Below are 17,000 nucleotides of genomic sequence, written 5' to 3'. Positions count from 1 at the left end.
TGTAATAATTTCCGAGTTTTTCAATGTGATTTTATGTTATCATTTTGATACACAAGTTGAAATTTCTTATAATACTATATTATGCTATAATTTCATAGGATTTTAAATTGTGTTCTTTTATAAATAAGATATAACCAATAGAAGTGAAAATTTGAAAAGAGGTGCAAAATAGATGAAGATTTCAACGAAAGGCCGCTACGGCTTAACAATTATGATCGATCTTGCAAAAAAGTTTGGTGAAGGTCCGATTTCCTTAAAATCAATTGCGCAGGCACATGATTTATCGGAACATTACTTAGAGCAATTAATTTCACCACTTCGTAACGCTCGTCTAGTAAAGAGTACGCGCGGGGCATATGGCGGATATGTATTGTCAGATCAACCAGCTAACATTACAGCTGGGGATGTAATCCGTGTACTAGAGGGTCCAATTAGTGTTGTAGAAATGATAGAAGAAGAAGAACCAGCACAACGTCAATTATGGATGCGTGTTCGTGATGCGGTGCAAGAAGTGTTAGATAGTACAACGCTAGAAGATTTAGTACGTTATGAGGAAGAAAATCATGGGGGCTATATGTTTTACATTTAATTCCTTGTGAAACGATTTGGAAAGAAGGAGATTTAATGGAACGCATTTACTTAGATCATGCTGCGACATCTCCGACTCACCCAGAAGTGGTCGAAAAGATGATTCCATATATGACAGAAACATTCGGGAACCCATCTAGTATTCACTTTTATGGACGTCAAACGCGCCATGCAGTAGATGAGGCGAGACGTGTGTGTGCACGTAGCATTCATGCGAATCCGAATGAAATTATATTTACGAGTGGTGGTACAGAAGCTGATAATTTAGCACTTATCGGTGTAGCACGTGCGAATCGTCATAAAGGTAACCATATTATAACGACGCAAATTGAACATCACGCAATTCTGCATACGTGTGAATTGTTAGAGCGTGAAGGGTTTGAAGTCACATATTTACCTGTTGATGAAACAGGACGCGTTCAAGTTTCTGACATACAAAAGGCATTAACAGAAGAGACAATTCTCGTATCCGTTATGTTTGGGAATAATGAAGTTGGAACGATGCAATCAATTGCGGAAATAGGTAAGCTGTTAAAAGAGCATCAAGCTTATTTCCATACAGATGCGGTACAAGCTTACGGATTAGTAGAAATAGATGTGAAAGAGTTCGGCATTGATTTATTATCGATTTCAGCCCATAAAATTAACGGGCCAAAAGGTGTAGGGTTCTTATTCGCTGGTGCAAATGTGAAATTTGAACCGTTATTAATAGGCGGGGAGCAAGAAAGAAAACGCCGTGCGGGTACTGAAAATGTACCGAGTATCGTTGGTTTACAGCACGCAATTTTGCTAGCTGAAAAAACTCGTGAGCAAAAAAATGCCCAATATGAAGAGTTTAAAGATATAATGGTATCTGTCTTCAAAAATGAAGACATTACTTTCGAGGTAAACGGAAACTTAGAATATCGCTTACCGCATGTGCTTAATATTAGTTTTACAGGAATGAACATTGAACCGTTTCTTGTGAACTTAGACTTAGCTGGCATTGCGGTATCAAGTGGTTCTGCTTGTACAGCTGGTTCGATTGATCCATCACATGTATTAGTAGCGATGTTCGGAAAAGACTCCGATCAAATACGTTCATCCGTACGCTTTAGTTTCGGACTTGGAAATACGAAAGAGCAAATTGAGAAAGCGGCGTACGAAACAGTGAAAATCGTGAATCGATTAACACAAAATTAGCATAGGAGGTGACATGATGAACAAACTACCTCAAGAAACACGCGTTGTCATCGGGATGTCCGGTGGCGTCGATTCATCTGTAGCAGCTCTTTTATTAAAAGAGCAAGGTTATGATGTAATCGGAATTTTTATGAAAAACTGGGATGATACAGATGAGAATGGTGTCTGCACAGCAACAGAAGATTACAATGATGTAATTGAAGTGTGTAACCAAATTGGCATTCCATATTATGCAGTAAACTTTGAAAAACAATACTGGGATAAAGTGTTTACGTACTTCTTAGATGAGTACCGAGCTGGTCGTACGCCAAACCCAGATGTAATGTGTAATAAAGAAATTAAATTTAAAGCATTTTTAGAGCATGCAATTGCGCTTGGTGCTGATTATGTAGCGACGGGTCATTATGCACGCGTTGCTTATATGGACGGCGAATATAAAATGCTTCGCGGCGTTGATGACAATAAAGACCAAACGTATTTCTTAAATCAATTAAGTCAAGAGCAATTATCAAAAACAATGTTCCCGCTCGGTGAACTGAAAAAACCACAAATTCGTGAAATGGCGAAAGAAGCTGGTTTAGCGACAGCGGCGAAGAAAGATAGTACTGGTATTTGCTTCATTGGTGAGCGTAACTTTAAAGATTTCTTAAGTAACTATTTACCAGCACAACCAGGTGTGATGCAAACATTATCTGGTGAAGTGAAAGGAAAGCATGACGGTTTAATGTACTATACGATTGGACAACGTCATGGCCTTGGTATTGGTGGTAACGGTGATCCGTGGTTTGCTGTTGGGAAAAACTTAAAAGAAAACATTTTATATGTTGATCAAGGATTCCATAACGAACTTCTATATGGTGATGAAGTTATTGCTACGAATATCGGCTGGGTAAGTAATGAAGTGAAAGAAAAAGAATTTAAGTGCACAGCGAAATTCCGTTATCGTCAAGAAGACAATAAAGTAACGGTTCAAATCGTTGATGAAAATACAGTTCGTATTCTTTGTGACGAGCCAATTCGTGCAATTACACCAGGACAAGCAGTTGTTTTCTATGATGGAGATGAGTGCTTAGGTGGTGCTACAATTGATGAAGTGTACCGTAGCGGTAAGAAATTGGATTATTTAGGATAAAACGAGAAGCCTCTGCCGATTCGCGGTTAGAGGTTTCTTTTACATAAAGCGAATTTTCGTTCGCTTGGAAAATACATTCTTTGTTATAATTTGTTGTAGAGGTGAAGGACATGTCAAACAAACTTGAAACAGGTATTCAATATATGCAAGAAGGAAACTGGGAAGAAGCTGCTAAAAATTTCACAGAAGCAATCGAAGAAAATCCGAAAGATGCGCTTGGATACATTAATTTTGCGAACTTATTAGATGTACTAGGTGATAGTGAAAGAGCAATTTTATTTTATAAACGTGCATTAGAGTTAGATGATAAATCTGCTGCTGCTTATTATGGATTAGGAAACGTATATTACGGTCAAGAGCAATTTGCAGAGGCTAAAGCTGTATTTGAACAAGCGATGCAAGCTGGATTACAATCAGCTGATGTAACATTTATGCTAGGTATTACACATGTGCAACTTGGAAATGATCGTCTTGCGCTGCCATTTTTACAAAGAGCAACAGAATTAGATGAAAACGATGTAGAAGCTGTGTTCCAGTGCGGACTTTGCTTTGCACGTTTAGAACATATTCAAGAGGCGAAACCTTATTTTGAAAAGGTATTAGAAATGGATGAAGAGCATGCAGATGCGTATTATAATTTAGGTGTTGCGTACGTATTTGAAGAAAATAACGAGAAGGCTCTTGCTTTATTTAAGAAAGCAACTGAAATTCAACCAGATCACTTTTTAGCTGGTAATGGTGTTCGTTTATTAGAGCAAGAAGCTGAATAAGATGAAAATATAGTTTAATGGGTAGTTATCCCTCATCTAAAAAGGTGGGGGATGTACTGCTCATTAAAGTGAAATGAAACCGGAAAGGAGAGGAAGAATGGGAAATCAACATGCAATGGATTTGTTTGAGGAAGAGAAAAAGTTTATAAAAGCGCAAGTTCTTCATACCATTTTCCACAACGAAGAAAACCTCTATTCCGTTGTCAGTATGAAAGTCATTGAAACGAATGAAACGTACGACGAAAAAAAAGTGATGATAAACGGTCATTTTCCCCGCATGCATGAAGATGAAGTGTTTACATTGACAGGGCATTTTAAAGACCATCCGAAGTATGGGAAACAATATTTAGTTGAAACGTTTAAGAAAGAATTACCGCAAACAAAAGCTGGTATGGTGCAATATTTAGCGAGTGATTTATTTAAAGGGATCGGAAAGCGTACAGCTGAAAAAATTGTGGATCATCTCGGGGAACATGCCATTTCTAAAATTATGGATGATCCTGATGCGCTAAATGGTGTTGTAAACAAACAAAAAGCTCAGGAAATATATGAGACGATTGTTGAACATCAAGGGCTAGAGAAAGTAATGAGCTTTTTAAATGGCTATGGTTTTGGAACGAAGCTTTCTATTAAGATTTACCAACAATATAAAGAGATGACGTTAGAAGTGATCCGTAATAATCCATATCAGCTTATTGAAGAAGTGGATGGTATTGGATTTGGAAGAGCGGATGATATAGGACGTGCGTTAGGGATATCGGGTAATCATGATGATCGTGTACGTGCGGGATGTTTTTATACGTTAGAAAATGTATCACTACAACTTGGTCACGTTTATATGGGGAAAGATCAACTCGTAAGAGAAACGATGTCACTTTTAAATAATCAAGAAGGAAGAGTGACAGAAGAAGATATTGTAGGTTGCGTTGAAATGATGCAAAGTGAAGGGAAAGTTATCATAGAAGAAGAACGAGTGTATTTAGCTTCGTTATTCTACTCTGAAAAAGGTGTTGTAAAGTCTATCCGCAGGCTCATGAATCAAGAGGAAACACCTTCATTTCCTGAAGCAGAAGTGTTAAAGACGTTAGGTCAAATTGAAGAACAACTGAATGTGCAGTATGCACCATTTCAGCAAGAAGCGATTCAAACGGCACTTCATAAACCGATGATGTTATTGACAGGTGGACCGGGAACAGGGAAGACAACAGTTATTAAAGGAATTGTTGAAATGTATGCATTACTTCACGGGCTATCGTTAAATCCGAATGAATACAGTGATGATAATCCATTTCCGATATTATTAACGGCTCCAACAGGAAGAGCAGCGAAGCGAATGAGTGAATCCACAGGGCTTCCAGCTTGTACAATTCACCGTTTACTTGGTTGGACGCCAGAAGGGTCTTTCCAGCGTAATGAAACGGATCCGGTACAAGGGAAATTACTCATTATTGATGAATTTTCAATGGTTGATATTTGGCTTGCAAATCAGCTGTTTAAGTCATTGCCGACTAATATTCAAGTTATCGTTGTAGGCGATGAAGATCAATTACCATCCGTAGGCCCTGGACAGGTGTTGAAAGACTTATTGAATGCAGGTGCAGTTCCGACAGTAAAGCTTACTGAAATTTATCGTCAAGCGGAAGGCTCATCTGTTATTCAACTTGCCCATGCGATAAAAAATGGAACGCTCCCGCCAGATTTAGCGCAAAATCAAAAAGATCGTTCATTTATCGGGTGTACAGGAGCTCAAATTGTTGAGGTTGTTAAGAAGGTTTGTGACAATGCTAAGACAAAAGGGTTTAGTGCAAGAGATGTACAAGTATTGGCGCCGATGTACCGTGGGCCTGCTGGTATTAATGTACTAAACGAAGCGTTGCAAGAAGTGTTTAATCCGAAAAGGGAAAAGAGTAAAGAAATTGCTTACGGTGATGTTGTATACCGAAGAGGCGATAAAGTATTGCAGCTCGTTAATCAGCCGGAGAGCCAAGTGTTTAATGGTGATATTGGAGAAATTGTTTCGGTGTTTTATGCGAAAGAAAACGTTGAGCAACAAGATATGATTATCGTTTCATTTGATGGAATTGAAGTAACGTATACAAAGCCAGACTTAAATCAAATTACACATGCCTATTGCTGTTCGATTCATAAGTCGCAAGGTAGTGAGTTCCCAATCGTAATCATGCCGATAGTAAAAAGTTACAATCGTATGTTACGTCGTAATTTAATTTATACTGGTATTACAAGAAGTAAGAAGTTCCTTATTATTTGCGGGGAGGAAGCCGCATTCCAGTCTGGTGTAAATCGCCTTGATGATGCAATGCGTCAAACGACTTTAGCGAGTCGCTTGCAAGAATCACAAGGAGAAGTACAGATGGTAACAGTTAATGGTGAAGAAATGGACGTGGAAAACATTTCACCGTATGATTTCATGTAACAAGGTGAAATTATATAGTGAAACTTTCAAACGTATAACGTTGAAAGGCTCCAGCGATGTATAAATGAATGCGGTTTGGACATAATGGCGAATAGAATCTGGGAGACTGTAAGGAGATGAAAGCCATATGTTCATTTGTCCAAATTGCAAAGGGAAAGACATTGGAAAAATAGGTGTCAACCAATTTTATTGCTGGAATTGTTATATCGAATTATCGGTTTCAAAGGGGAAAATCCATACGCATCAAGTAGAAGAAGATGGTTCATTAAGCTCACTTGATGATTTATTTGATGAGAACGAAAGAACGATCGGATAACGAAAAGGGGGATTTACTTTGAATCTACGCAATTCATTAATCGCATTAGGTGTTGGAGCGGCAGCATACCAATATGCTCGCAAGCAAGATGTATTTTCGAAACGCAATATGAAAAAAGCACGTAAGATGATTAAATCTTATCTATAAGCGCAAAAAACTCCCTTCATCATAAGGGAGTTTTTTTATGCACTTGTATGCAAATATAAAAGTCCAATTTCAGAGAAGAGATAAGATAGGCCGTAACATCCAACGCCAAGCATTCCGTAATGAAATAATTGCTTCGCTCTTTCTTTTCGTGAGGAACGAATAAAGAAACCTTTCCAAATACCAAACCCGATACAAACCCATTCAAGAATCATAAAAAGTGCTGATAATACGAGCATAAATAAAACCATCATGAACCCTCCTGATTATATTGTTTCATGCTGCATTCTCAGGGGTGGTTGTCCTTGTTATGTTATGTATATGTACGTCTTTATAAAACAGTATGGTCTGGATAAAAAGATTTTAAAACTTTTGCACATAACCTACCCTATTTATTTTCAAAATAAAGGTGGAGGAGGTTTTTCGTGTGAAGAATCTTAAAATTATTTGGATATATCGTTTAGGGTTATTGTTACTCGTATTTCTTTGCTTGCTCGTCTTTTTAAAAATTAAGCCGCTATGGGCACCGATTATTTTTGTATTTAAAGTGGCTATTACACCGTTTCTTATTGCGTGTTTTATTGCGTATTTATTGCATCCTTTAATTGAAAAAATTCATAAGGAAGGGATGCCGCGCACACTCGCTATTTTGCTCATTTACATCCTTTTCTTTGGTGGAATTGGTTATGGAATTTATAAAGGAACACCAGTTGTGATTAAGCAATTACAAGAAATCAATGAACAATTCCCGCAGTTTACAAAAATGTATGATTCTTGGATGGATGGCGTTACGGAACAAACAGCGAATTTCCCGTCATTTATTCATGAAAAGGTGAAACAAATTTTTGGTGGGGTAGAGACGAAGATACAATCACTGTTGAATAAAGTGATGAGCACAGCTCGTGGTGTACTCGATTCGTTACTCATTATTTTTTTAATACCGTTCATTGTATTTTACATATTAAAAGATTACGGTGAGTTTTATCATATCTTTTGGAAACTAGTCCCGAGTAAGTGGCGGAGTACTGGGCAAATGCTGGCGAAAGAAATTGATAAGTCACTCGGAAGTTATATTCGAGGACAGTTATTTGTTTGCTTAGTATTAGGGGGCGTATCTGTTCTTTCTTTTTGGTTTATCGGTATGAAATATCCGTTATTACTCGGCATTATTATTGGGGTAACGGATATAATCCCATACTTCGGTCCTATTTTAGGAGCAATCCCCACATTAATGATTGCAGCAACGGTATCAACGAGTTTACTTATTAAGGCGGGAATTACGATTGCTATTTTGCAATTTTTGGAAAGTAACATTTTATCTCCTTACATCGTTGGTAAGTCGCTTCGTATGCATCCTGTTATTATTATGCTTGCATTACTAGTTGGAGGAGAAGTGGCAGGAATTCTAGGATTACTCATATCAGTTCCAATTTTAGCAGTCATTCGTACAGTAATCGTTCATGTAAGGCCTCTTTGGAAAAAAGAAAATGTGTAATAAGAAAGCCCCCTACCTATAAAAGTAGAGGGCTTTTATGATTTTGAGAGTTGCTTGTGTATTTGTTGAACGAGAGAACTTACATCATTTGTTTGAATATGTTTTATTTTTTTCCATTCATTATCATATATAAAAATAATTTGATTGCTGAAAAGGCGCTTTTGTTCTTTTAGGTCAGAAATTTTTTCGAAAGAGTACTCCTCAAATAATGGATTCTTACTTACATCTGGTCCGTAAAAGAAGAGCCGTTTGTTCGTTAAAATTAACAGTCCTGGCCTTGCGACGGAACGATAAATAAATATATCTAATGAACATGCTGTGTAAAACAAAATTGTTTCGTCATTCGTTAACATATTTTTAGCTTTGTTCAATAAGGTTGCCATGGCAATCGCTCCTTTATTATTGATAATTCAATTATAACAAAAATACAATATTTAGAAAGGTTTATAGAAGTAGTACAATTTCTTGGAAAATGCATAATATATGAAAAGGCTGTTAAGAATGACTAGTAGAATAGCTATGATTAATAAGCAATTGATATAATATAAATGATTATCTACATTGACAAACTTAAGAGAATTCTATTATATTTAGTCATATAATACATTAAATCAATGACGGAACAAGTACGTTACAGTCCATTTATAGAGAGAAGCTTCCATATGGCTGAAAGAAGCTTTAAATGAAGGGTAACAGAAAGCTAATCCTGAGAGCAGCTAATCACTGCCGTTTTGCCACGTTACGGCACCATGAGGTGATGAGTTGATTGTTATAGTAATCAATTCATAATTAGGGTGGTATCGCGAGTTAACTCTCGTCCCTTTTATAGGGGCGGGAGTTTTTTATATTTAAGGAGGAAAATACAATGAAACAACTAACAGGCGCACAAATTCGTCAAATGTTTTTAGACTTTTTCCAAGAAAAAGGACATGCAGTAGAACCTAGTGCATCACTAGTTCCACATGAAGATCCATCTCTTTTATGGATTAACAGTGGTGTAGCAACATTAAAAAAATATTTTGACGGACGTGTAATCCCGCAAAATCCACGTATTACAAATGCTCAAAAATCAATTCGTACAAACGATATTGAAAACGTAGGAAAAACAGCTCGTCACCATACATTCTTTGAAATGTTAGGAAACTTCTCAATCGGTGATTACTTTAAAGAAGAAGCAATTACTTGGGCTTGGGAGTTCTTAACGAGCGACAAATGGATCGGATTTGATAAAGAATTACTTTCAGTTACAATCCATCCAGAAGATGAAGAAGCATTCACAATTTGGAATGAGAAAATGGGTGTTCCAAAAGAGCGCATCATCCGTTTAGAAGAAAACTTCTGGGATATCGGTGAAGGACCAAGTGGACCGAATACAGAGATTTTCTATGACCGCGGAGAAGCTTACGGTAATGACTTTAGTGACCCAGAATTATATCCAGGCGGAGAAAATGAGCGTTACTTAGAAGTATGGAACCTTGTATTCTCTCAATTTAACCATAATCCAGACGGTTCATATACACCACTTCCTAAGAAGAACATCGATACAGGGATGGGTCTAGAGCGTATGACATCTATCGTTCAAGATGTACCTACAAACTTTGACACAGACTTATTCATGCCGATGATTGGTGCAACAGAATCAATCTCTGGTGAGAAGTATCGTAATGGTGACTTAGAAAAAGATATGGCGTTTAAAGTAATTGCTGACCATATCCGCACAGTAACATTCGCTGTTGGTGACGGTGCTCTTCCATCTAACGAAGGCCGTGGTTATGTATTACGTCGTTTATTACGCCGTGCGGTTCGTTATTCGAAGAAATTAAACATCAACCGTCCATTTATGTTTGAATTAGTACCGGTTGTTGGAGAAGTAATGAAAGACTTCTACCCAGAAGTACTTGAGAAGAAAGATTTCATCGCGAAAGTTGTGAAAAATGAAGAAGAGCGTTTCCACGAAACACTTCATGATGGTGAAGCAATTTTAGCTGAAGTTATCACAAAAGCAAAAGAAGAAAAAACAACTGTTATTTCTGGAGTAGATGCGTTCCGTCTATATGACACATACGGTTTCCCGATTGAATTAACAGAAGAATATGCAGAAGAAGCTGGTATGACAGTTGATCAAGAAGGCTTTGAAAATGAAATGGAAAAACAACGTGAGCGCGCACGTGCTGCTCGTCAAGACGTTGACTCTATGCAAGTTCAAGGCGGTGTCCTTGGAGAAGTGAAAGTAGCGAGTGAGTTCGTTGGTTACGGTACAGTTGCAACAGAAAGTAACGTTGTTGCACTTGTGAAAAACGGCGAATACACAGACAGCCTACAAGTTGGTGAAGAAGGACAATTAATGCTTGATGTAACACCATTCTATGCTGAGAGCGGTGGACAAATTGCAGACCGTGGTTACCTTCTTGCTGATGGCGTGAAAGTTCTTGTAAAAGACGTACAAAAAGCACCAAACGGCCAAAACTTGCACAAAGTTGTTGTTGAAGAAGGCACATTAACGAAAGATGCTGCTGTGAAAGCTATCATTGATACGAAAAATCGTAGTAGCGTTGTGAAAAACCATACAGCAACTCACTTACTACACCAAGCATTAAAAGACGTACTTGGAACGCACGTAAACCAAGCGGGTTCTCTTGTAACTTCTGAACGTTTACGCTTTGACTTCTCTCACTTCGGTCAAGTACAAGCTGACGAATTAGAAAAAATTGAGCGTATGGTAAACGAGAAAATTTGGGAAAGTATTGATGTTGAGATTTCTCAAAAATCAATCGAAGAAGCGAAAGAAATGGGCGCAATGGCATTATTCGGTGAAAAATACGGTGATGTTGTACGCGTTGTACAAGTTGGCGATTACAGCTTAGAGCTTTGCGGTGGTTGTCACGTTGATAACACAGCTTCTATCGGTATTTTCAAAATCGTTGCTGAGTCAGGTATTGGTGCAGGAACTCGTCGTATTGAGGCAGTAACTGGTAAGTCTGCATACGAATTAATGAACGATCAAGTAGGTTTATTAAAAGAAGCAGCAGGAAAAATGAAAACAAATCCAAAAGATATTTTAACAAGAGTAGATGGTTTATTTGCTGAAGTAAAACAACTTCAAAAAGAAAATGAATCTCTTGCAGCAAAATTAAGCAATATTGAAGCTGGAAACTTAACTGATTCAGTAATGAAAGTTGATGGCGTGAACGTATTAGCAGCAAAAGTAAATGTTGCAGATATGAACAACTTACGTACGATGATGGATGACCTAAAAAATAAATTAGAATCTGCAGTTGTCGTATTAGCGTCTGTAAATGATGATAAAGTAAACATCTTAGCTGGCGTAACGAAAGATTTAATTAGTCAAGGATACCATGCTGGTAAACTTGTGAAAGAAGTAGCTTCTCGTTGTGGCGGTGGCGGTGGTGGCCGTCCTGATATGGCACAAGCGGGCGGTAAAAACCCAGCGCAAGTTGAGGAAGCTTTAGCATTTGTACAAGAGTACGTTAAATCTGTTTCAAAATAAAGAGATAGTAGTGTACAATGGTAGGGAGAGGAGAAGTTCTTCTCCCTATACTTACTATATAAGTGAGGTGCTTGAAATGGACGGTTTTGATAAAACAATGAAGTTTAGCATTCAAGATGAAAAACAGAGTGTCCATGTAAATGATGTACTTTTAACTGTGTATGATGCACTTCAAGAAAAAGGCTATAATCCGATTAATCAAATCGTCGGTTATTTATTAAGTGGAGACCCAGCATACATACCTCGCCATAAAGATGCACGAAGCATCATTCGTAAGCTTGAACGTGATGAGTTAATCGAAGAGCTTGTGAAGTCTTACTTGAAACATCATCGTGAGGAGTAGTTTATGCGGATATTAGGTTTAGATGTAGGTACAAAAACAGTCGGAGTTGCAATGAGCGACGAAATGGGCTGGACAGCGCAAGGACTGGAAACAATCAGGATTAACGAAGAACGAGGCCACTTTGGTTTTGATCGTATTTCTGAGTTAGTAAAGCAGTACAATGTGGACAAAATAGTAGTAGGTTTACCTAAAAATATGAATGGTACAATTGGCCCACGTGGTGAAGCGTGCCAACAATTTGCAGAAAACCTACGAGAACTGTTACAGTTAGACGTTGTAATGTGGGACGAGCGTTTGTCAACGATGGCAGCGGAACGTCTGCTCATTTCAGCTGATGTAAGCCGTAAGAAGCGAAAGCAAGTAATCGATAAGATGGCAGCAGTCGTAATCTTACAAGGATTTTTAGATAGTAAATAAGAGGTGACCAAAATGGAAGAAAATCAAATTACAATTGTAGACGAAAAAGGTAACGAACATTTATGTGAAATTATTTTCACTTTTGATGCTGAAAAATTTGGCAAAAAATCATACGTAGTCTTCTCTCCAATCGGTGAAGTAGACGAAGATGGAGACCCAATTTATGATGCAATGGCTTATGAGCAAAATGAAGAAGAGGGCGGAAGTTTACTTCCAATCGAATCTGAAGAAGAGTGGGAAATGGTACAAGAAATGTTCAACACTCTAGCTGATGAGCAAGAAGCTGAATAATAAGTACTGAAAAGATGGACGATATATAGTCCATCTTTTTTTATATGTAAAATGAAAGATTTTTTGTCGAAACCTTGCAATCCTTTGTAGTATAATGAGACGGATTGTAGAAAAATAAAATGTCTATCTAAAAAAGATAAATAAATTTATTGTGTTTTTATGTCGTGTTGTATAGAAAGATATACATACGGTCTACAATTTAATTAAGGAGGAAGAGTGTTGATAGAGAATCAAGTGAAAAAGAAGCGTAGACGTCTTTTTTTATTTTCGATTATTGCACTGCTTTTAGTTTGTGGTTCAGTCTATGCGTATATTTTATCCGCATTAGGACCAGTTGATAGCGGGAATAAAAAAGAGATTGAAGTAGAAATCCCAAAAGGATCATCTACTAGTAAAATTGGTGAGATTTTAGAAGAAAAAGGTGCTGTGAAAAACGGTACAGTTTTTAGTTTTTATACAAAGGCTAAATCGAAAAATTTACAAGCGGGTACATATTTACTAAAGCCTTCAATGAGTGCCTCAGATGTCATTGAACAAATGTCATCTGGTAACGTTCATCGTCCAGCTCTTTATAAAGTGACGATAAAAGAAGGTGCGCAAGTAACTGAAATTGCAGAAACAGTTGCAAACGAATTAAAGTGGAATAAAGATGATGTTGTACGTCAATTAAACGATAAAGCATTTATTCAAAAAATGCAGCAAAAGTATCCGAAGTTATTAACGGATAAAATCTTTGATAGCAATATTAAATATCCATTAGAAGGTTATCTATATCCTGCGACGTACTCTTTCTATAAAAAAGATACGACGTTAGAAGAAATTGTAATTCCGATGCTTGAGAAAACGAATGCAATCATTGTTCAAAACGAGGCGAAAATGAAAGCGAAGAACTGGGATGTTCATCAGCTGTTAACATTGTCTTCACTTATTGAAGAAGAGGCAACAGGCTTTACAGATCGTCAAAAAATCTCTAGTGTCTTTTATAATCGCTTAGCGAAAGGTATGCCACTGCAAACTGATCCAACGGTATTATACGCACTTGGAAAGCATAAACAACGTGTATTATACGAAGATTTAAAGATCAACTCACCGTACAATACGTATGTTGTGAAAGGATTGCCAGTTGGTCCAATCGCAAACTCGGGTAAACATTCAGTGGAGGCGGCGTTAGAACCTGCGCAAACAGATTATTATTATTTCTTAGCTGCACCAACTGGTGAAGTGTACTATGCGAAAACATTAGAAGAGCATAATGCATTAAAGCAAAAGTATATTACGAAAAAGCAGTGAAATGGGGAGGGATAGCGAAAAAGGTCGCACATCCCTCTTTTTTGTGGTAAAATATATCGGGTTAAAAACTGGCAGAAGAATCGTTTTTAATATCAAAACGGGACGTACAAGCTAAGGGTGAAACTGGCTTGTATTTTTATTGCATTCTATGTGTGAAAAGACGTCATAGAGGCACTTCTCCATGTAAATAAGGAGGACCATTATGGAGGATGCAGTTAACGAGTACCTATTATCATTTATTGATCCGAAAGATAAATTAATTCTTGAAATGGAAGACTATGCGAAAGAAAATCATGTGCCGATTATGGATCGACTTGGAATGGAATTTATGTTGCAATTTTTACGTTTAATTGGACCAAAAAGCATTTTAGAGCTTGGTACAGCAATTGGTTATTCTAGTATTCGTATGATGCAAGCTATTCCAAATTCTCGCATTGTGACAGTTGAACGCAATCGTGAGCGATATGAAAAAGCACTTGAATATATAGAACGTTCACCAGTTAAAGAGCGTATTTCTGTTATTTACGGTGATGCGTTAGAAACAGGCGAGCAAGTAGAAGAACATGGGACATTTGACGTTATTTTTATTGATGCAGCAAAAGGACAATATCGTCGCTTTTTTGACTTATATGAACCGTTATTAAATCCTGGTGGCGTAATTATTTCAGATAATGTTATGTACCATGGGCTTGTAACGACAAAAGAGAAAATTGAAAACAGACGTACACGTGGTTTAATCCGTCGTATTAAGACGTACAATGAATGGCTTATGAATCATGAAGGATATGATACAACGATTTTCCCAATTGGTGATGGAGTAGCTGTTAGTAAAAAGAGAGGGTGACCAAGGTATGAAGAAACCTGAATTGTTAGTAACGCCAAAAGCAGTGGCGGATATCGAACCTCTTGCGAAAGCAGGAGCAGATGCGGTAATGATCGGTGAGCAAAAGTTTGGTTTACGTTTAGCGGGGGAATTTTCACGTGAAGATGTGAAACAAGCTGTGAAGATTGCACATGAGAACGGTGTGAAAGTATACGTAGCAATGAACGCTATGTTTCACAATGATAAAGTAGACGAATTAACAGATTATGTTGCATTTTTAAACGAAGTAAGTGTAGATGCAATTGTTTTTGGAGATCCAGCAGTATTAATGGCGGTCCGAGAAGTAGCGCCAAATATGCAATTGCACTGGAATACAGAAACAACAGCAACAAACTGGTTTACTTGTAACTACTGGGGACAAAGGGGAGCAAAACGTGCTGTATTAGCTCGTGAGCTTAGTTTAGATGAAATTGTTGAATTAAAAGAAAATGCTGAAGTGGAACTTGAAGTACAAATTCACGGTATGACTTGTATGTTCCAATCGAAGCGTTCATTAGTAGGAAACTACTTTGAGTATCAAGGACGTAATCTTGACATTGAAAAGAAAAAATATGAAGAGAATATGTTCTTATATGACCCAGAGCGTAACAATAAATATCCAATTTATGAAGATGAAAATGGTACTCACATTATGAGTCCAAACGATATTTGTTTCATCGATGAGTTAGAAGAGCTAATTGACGCTGAAGTCGCTAGCTTAAAAATTGATGGTGTACTAAAAAGCTCTGCATACATTCTTGAGGTAACGAAGAAATATCGTAAAGCAATTGATTTATGTGTAGAAGATCGTGATGCGTATTATGACGTGAAAGACGATTTATATAAAGAGATAGAAGAAATGCAACCAGTAAATCGTCCGTTAGACACAGGATTCTTCTTTAAAGAGACGGTTTACTAAACGAGGAGGGTGTAGGAAATGACTGTACAAGAAATTTCACGAGTGATCGATGGCAAACGCGTTATTGTGAAGAAACCTGAACTGTTAATCCCTGCGGGTAACTTAGAAAAATTAAAAGTAGCTATCCATTACGGGGCAGATGCTGTATATTTAGGTGGACAAGAATTTGGTCTTCGTTCGAATGCAGGTAACTTTACACTGGAAGATATGGCAGAAGGTGTTGAATTTGCAAAGAAATATGGAGCAAAAATATATGTAACAACAAATATCTTTGCACATAATGAAAATATGGACGGGCTAGAGGAATATTTAAAAGGGATTGAAAAAGCTGGCGTAACGGGAATTATCGTTGCTGATCCGCTTATTATCGAGACGTGTAAACGTGTAGCGCCTTCTGTTGAAGTGCATTTAAGTACACAACAATCACTATCCAACTGGAAAGCAGCACAGTATTGGAAAGAAGAAGGTTTACATCGTCTTGTATTAGCTCGTGAAGCAAGCTATGAAGAAATGAAAGAAATTAAAGCAAAAGTGGATATTGAAATTGAAGCATTCGTCCATGGTGCAATGTGTATCGCATATTCAGGCAGATGTACGTTAAGTAACCATATGACAGCACGTGACTCTAACCGTGGTGGTTGTTGTCAATCTTGCCGTTGGGACTATGATTTAGTTCAAACAGTATCACAACATAAAGATGCAAAAGAGCTTCCTCTATTCCAAGAAGAAGATGCTCACTTTGCAATGAGTCCAAAAGACTTAAATTTAATTTTATCAATTCCGAAAATGATTGAAATTGGAATTGATAGCTTAAAAGTTGAAGGACGTATGAAATCAATCCATTACGTAGCGACTGTAGCAACGGTATACCGTAAAGTAATTGATGCGTATTGTGCGGATCCGGATAATTTTGAGTTTAAACAAGAATGGTTAGATGAGCTTGATAAATGTGCAAATCGTGATACAGCTCCCGCATTCTTTGAAGGGGTTCCAGGACATCAAGAGCAAATGTTTGGAAATCATAGTAAGAAAACAACGTATGATTTCGCTGGTTTAGTGTTAGATTATAATGAAGAAACGGGCATCGTAACGATTGAGCAACGTAATCATTTCAAACCAGGACATGAAGTGGAGTTCTTTGGGCCAGAAATAGAAAACTTTACGCAGACGGTGGAGAAAATTTGGGATGAGGATGGAAACGAATTAGATGCAGCGAGACATCCGTTGCAAATCGTGAAATTCAAAGTGGATCAACCAGTGTATGTGAATAATATGATGCGCAAAAGCATACTTCAATAAGAAAGAGTGA

Annotated in this window: 18 protein-coding genes and 1 other annotated feature; of the genes, 16 read left to right on the top strand and 2 right to left on the bottom strand. The window is 37.5% G+C overall.

From position 1 onward, the window contains the following. Positions 1 to 172: 172 nt before the first annotated feature. The 7 genes from cymR to PDL00_RS12760 all read left to right on the top strand — a co-directional run bounded on the left by cymR (position 173) and on the right by PDL00_RS12760 (position 6,569). A complete protein-coding gene (gene cymR / locus PDL00_RS12790; protein ID WP_000704116.1) occupies positions 173 to 589 on the top strand; it encodes a cysteine metabolism transcriptional regulator CymR in 417 nt (138 codons plus the stop codon). Between the two features lie 35 nt (positions 590 to 624). Continuing rightward, complete coding sequence (locus tag PDL00_RS12785; RefSeq protein WP_270729368.1) at positions 625 to 1,770, top strand: cysteine desulfurase family protein; 1,146 nt, start codon at positions 625 to 627, stop codon at positions 1,768 to 1,770. A gap of 16 nt (positions 1,771 to 1,786) precedes the next feature. After that, positions 1,787 to 2,902: a tRNA 2-thiouridine(34) synthase MnmA gene (gene mnmA / locus PDL00_RS12780; protein ID WP_270729366.1), complete on the top strand. Its 1,116-nt coding sequence runs from the start codon at positions 1,787 to 1,789 to the stop codon at positions 2,900 to 2,902. 110 nt (positions 2,903 to 3,012) lie between these two features. Continuing rightward, positions 3,013 to 3,672, top strand: a complete 660-nt coding sequence (locus PDL00_RS12775; RefSeq protein WP_000066395.1) for a tetratricopeptide repeat protein — start codon at positions 3,013 to 3,015, stop codon at positions 3,670 to 3,672. 97 nt (positions 3,673 to 3,769) lie between these two features. After that, entirely contained in the window at positions 3,770 to 6,106 is a 2,337-nt protein-coding gene (gene recD2, locus PDL00_RS12770; RefSeq protein WP_270729364.1) for an SF1B family DNA helicase RecD2, read from the top strand. A 127-nt stretch (positions 6,107 to 6,233) separates the two neighbouring features. After that, on the top strand, positions 6,234 to 6,422 hold the full coding sequence (locus tag PDL00_RS12765) for a hypothetical protein (RefSeq protein ID WP_000469281.1): 189 nt from the start codon (positions 6,234 to 6,236) through the stop codon (positions 6,420 to 6,422). A gap of 18 nt (positions 6,423 to 6,440) precedes the next feature. Continuing rightward, on the top strand, positions 6,441 to 6,569 hold the full coding sequence (locus PDL00_RS12760) for a YrzQ family protein (protein WP_001053553.1): 129 nt from the start codon (positions 6,441 to 6,443) through the stop codon (positions 6,567 to 6,569). Between the two features lie 35 nt (positions 6,570 to 6,604). Here PDL00_RS12760 and PDL00_RS12755 read toward each other — a convergent pair whose 3' ends face one another. Further along, positions 6,605 to 6,817 carry a hypothetical protein gene (locus tag PDL00_RS12755; RefSeq protein ID WP_000242555.1) on the bottom strand — a complete coding sequence of 71 codons (213 nt, stop codon included), beginning with the start codon at positions 6,815 to 6,817 and terminating at the stop codon, positions 6,605 to 6,607. A gap of 176 nt (positions 6,818 to 6,993) precedes the next feature. Between PDL00_RS12755 and PDL00_RS12750 the strand changes: the two genes are divergently transcribed. Next, entirely contained in the window at positions 6,994 to 8,061 is a 1,068-nt protein-coding gene (locus tag PDL00_RS12750; protein ID WP_270729362.1) for an AI-2E family transporter, read from the top strand. 35 nt (positions 8,062 to 8,096) lie between these two features. Here the strand turns inward: PDL00_RS12750 and PDL00_RS12745 are convergent, their stop codons facing one another. Continuing rightward, positions 8,097 to 8,444, bottom strand: a complete 348-nt coding sequence (locus PDL00_RS12745; protein ID WP_270729360.1) for a PH domain-containing protein — start codon at positions 8,442 to 8,444, stop codon at positions 8,097 to 8,099. Positions 8,445 to 8,666: 222 nt separating this feature from the next. After that, positions 8,667 to 8,886 (top strand) — a binding site (T-box leader). A 40-nt stretch (positions 8,887 to 8,926) separates the two neighbouring features. Between PDL00_RS12745 and alaS the strand changes: the two genes are divergently transcribed. The 8 genes from alaS (at position 8,927) to PDL00_RS12705 (ending at position 16,990) form a co-directional block, all read left to right on the top strand. After that, positions 8,927 to 11,569, top strand: a complete 2,643-nt coding sequence (alaS, locus tag PDL00_RS12740) for an alanine--tRNA ligase (protein WP_270729358.1) — start codon at positions 8,927 to 8,929, stop codon at positions 11,567 to 11,569. A 76-nt stretch (positions 11,570 to 11,645) separates the two neighbouring features. Continuing rightward, positions 11,646 to 11,912 (top strand): IreB family regulatory phosphoprotein, encoded by a 267-nt coding sequence (locus tag PDL00_RS12735; RefSeq protein WP_000348590.1) that lies wholly within the window; start codon positions 11,646 to 11,648, stop codon positions 11,910 to 11,912. 3 nt (positions 11,913 to 11,915) lie between these two features. Further along, positions 11,916 to 12,329, top strand: coding sequence for a Holliday junction resolvase RuvX (ruvX, locus tag PDL00_RS12730; RefSeq protein WP_001221203.1), 414 nt, complete (start codon positions 11,916 to 11,918; stop codon positions 12,327 to 12,329). Between the two features lie 12 nt (positions 12,330 to 12,341). Further along, entirely contained in the window at positions 12,342 to 12,620 is a 279-nt protein-coding gene (locus tag PDL00_RS12725; protein ID WP_000392245.1) for a DUF1292 domain-containing protein, read from the top strand. A gap of 219 nt (positions 12,621 to 12,839) precedes the next feature. Continuing rightward, positions 12,840 to 13,910, top strand: coding sequence for an endolytic transglycosylase MltG (mltG, locus tag PDL00_RS12720; RefSeq protein WP_270729356.1), 1,071 nt, complete (start codon positions 12,840 to 12,842; stop codon positions 13,908 to 13,910). A 202-nt stretch (positions 13,911 to 14,112) separates the two neighbouring features. Next, complete coding sequence (locus PDL00_RS12715; protein ID WP_000389094.1) at positions 14,113 to 14,754, top strand: O-methyltransferase; 642 nt, start codon at positions 14,113 to 14,115, stop codon at positions 14,752 to 14,754. A gap of 7 nt (positions 14,755 to 14,761) precedes the next feature. Beyond that, positions 14,762 to 15,691, top strand: coding sequence for a peptidase U32 family protein (locus PDL00_RS12710; RefSeq protein ID WP_242253357.1), 930 nt, complete (start codon positions 14,762 to 14,764; stop codon positions 15,689 to 15,691). 18 nt (positions 15,692 to 15,709) lie between these two features. Further along, positions 15,710 to 16,990 (top strand): peptidase U32 family protein, encoded by a 1,281-nt coding sequence (locus PDL00_RS12705; RefSeq protein ID WP_270729354.1) that lies wholly within the window; start codon positions 15,710 to 15,712, stop codon positions 16,988 to 16,990. Positions 16,991 to 17,000 lie beyond the last annotated feature (10 nt).

The organism is Bacillus cereus group sp. TH152-1LC (assembly GCF_027710505.1).
In the GTDB taxonomy this organism is placed as follows: domain Bacteria; phylum Bacillota; class Bacilli; order Bacillales; family Bacillaceae_G; genus Bacillus_A; species Bacillus_A mobilis.
Note: the sequence above shows the minus strand (reverse complement) of the source record. Positions and strands in the feature narration are given on the sequence as shown.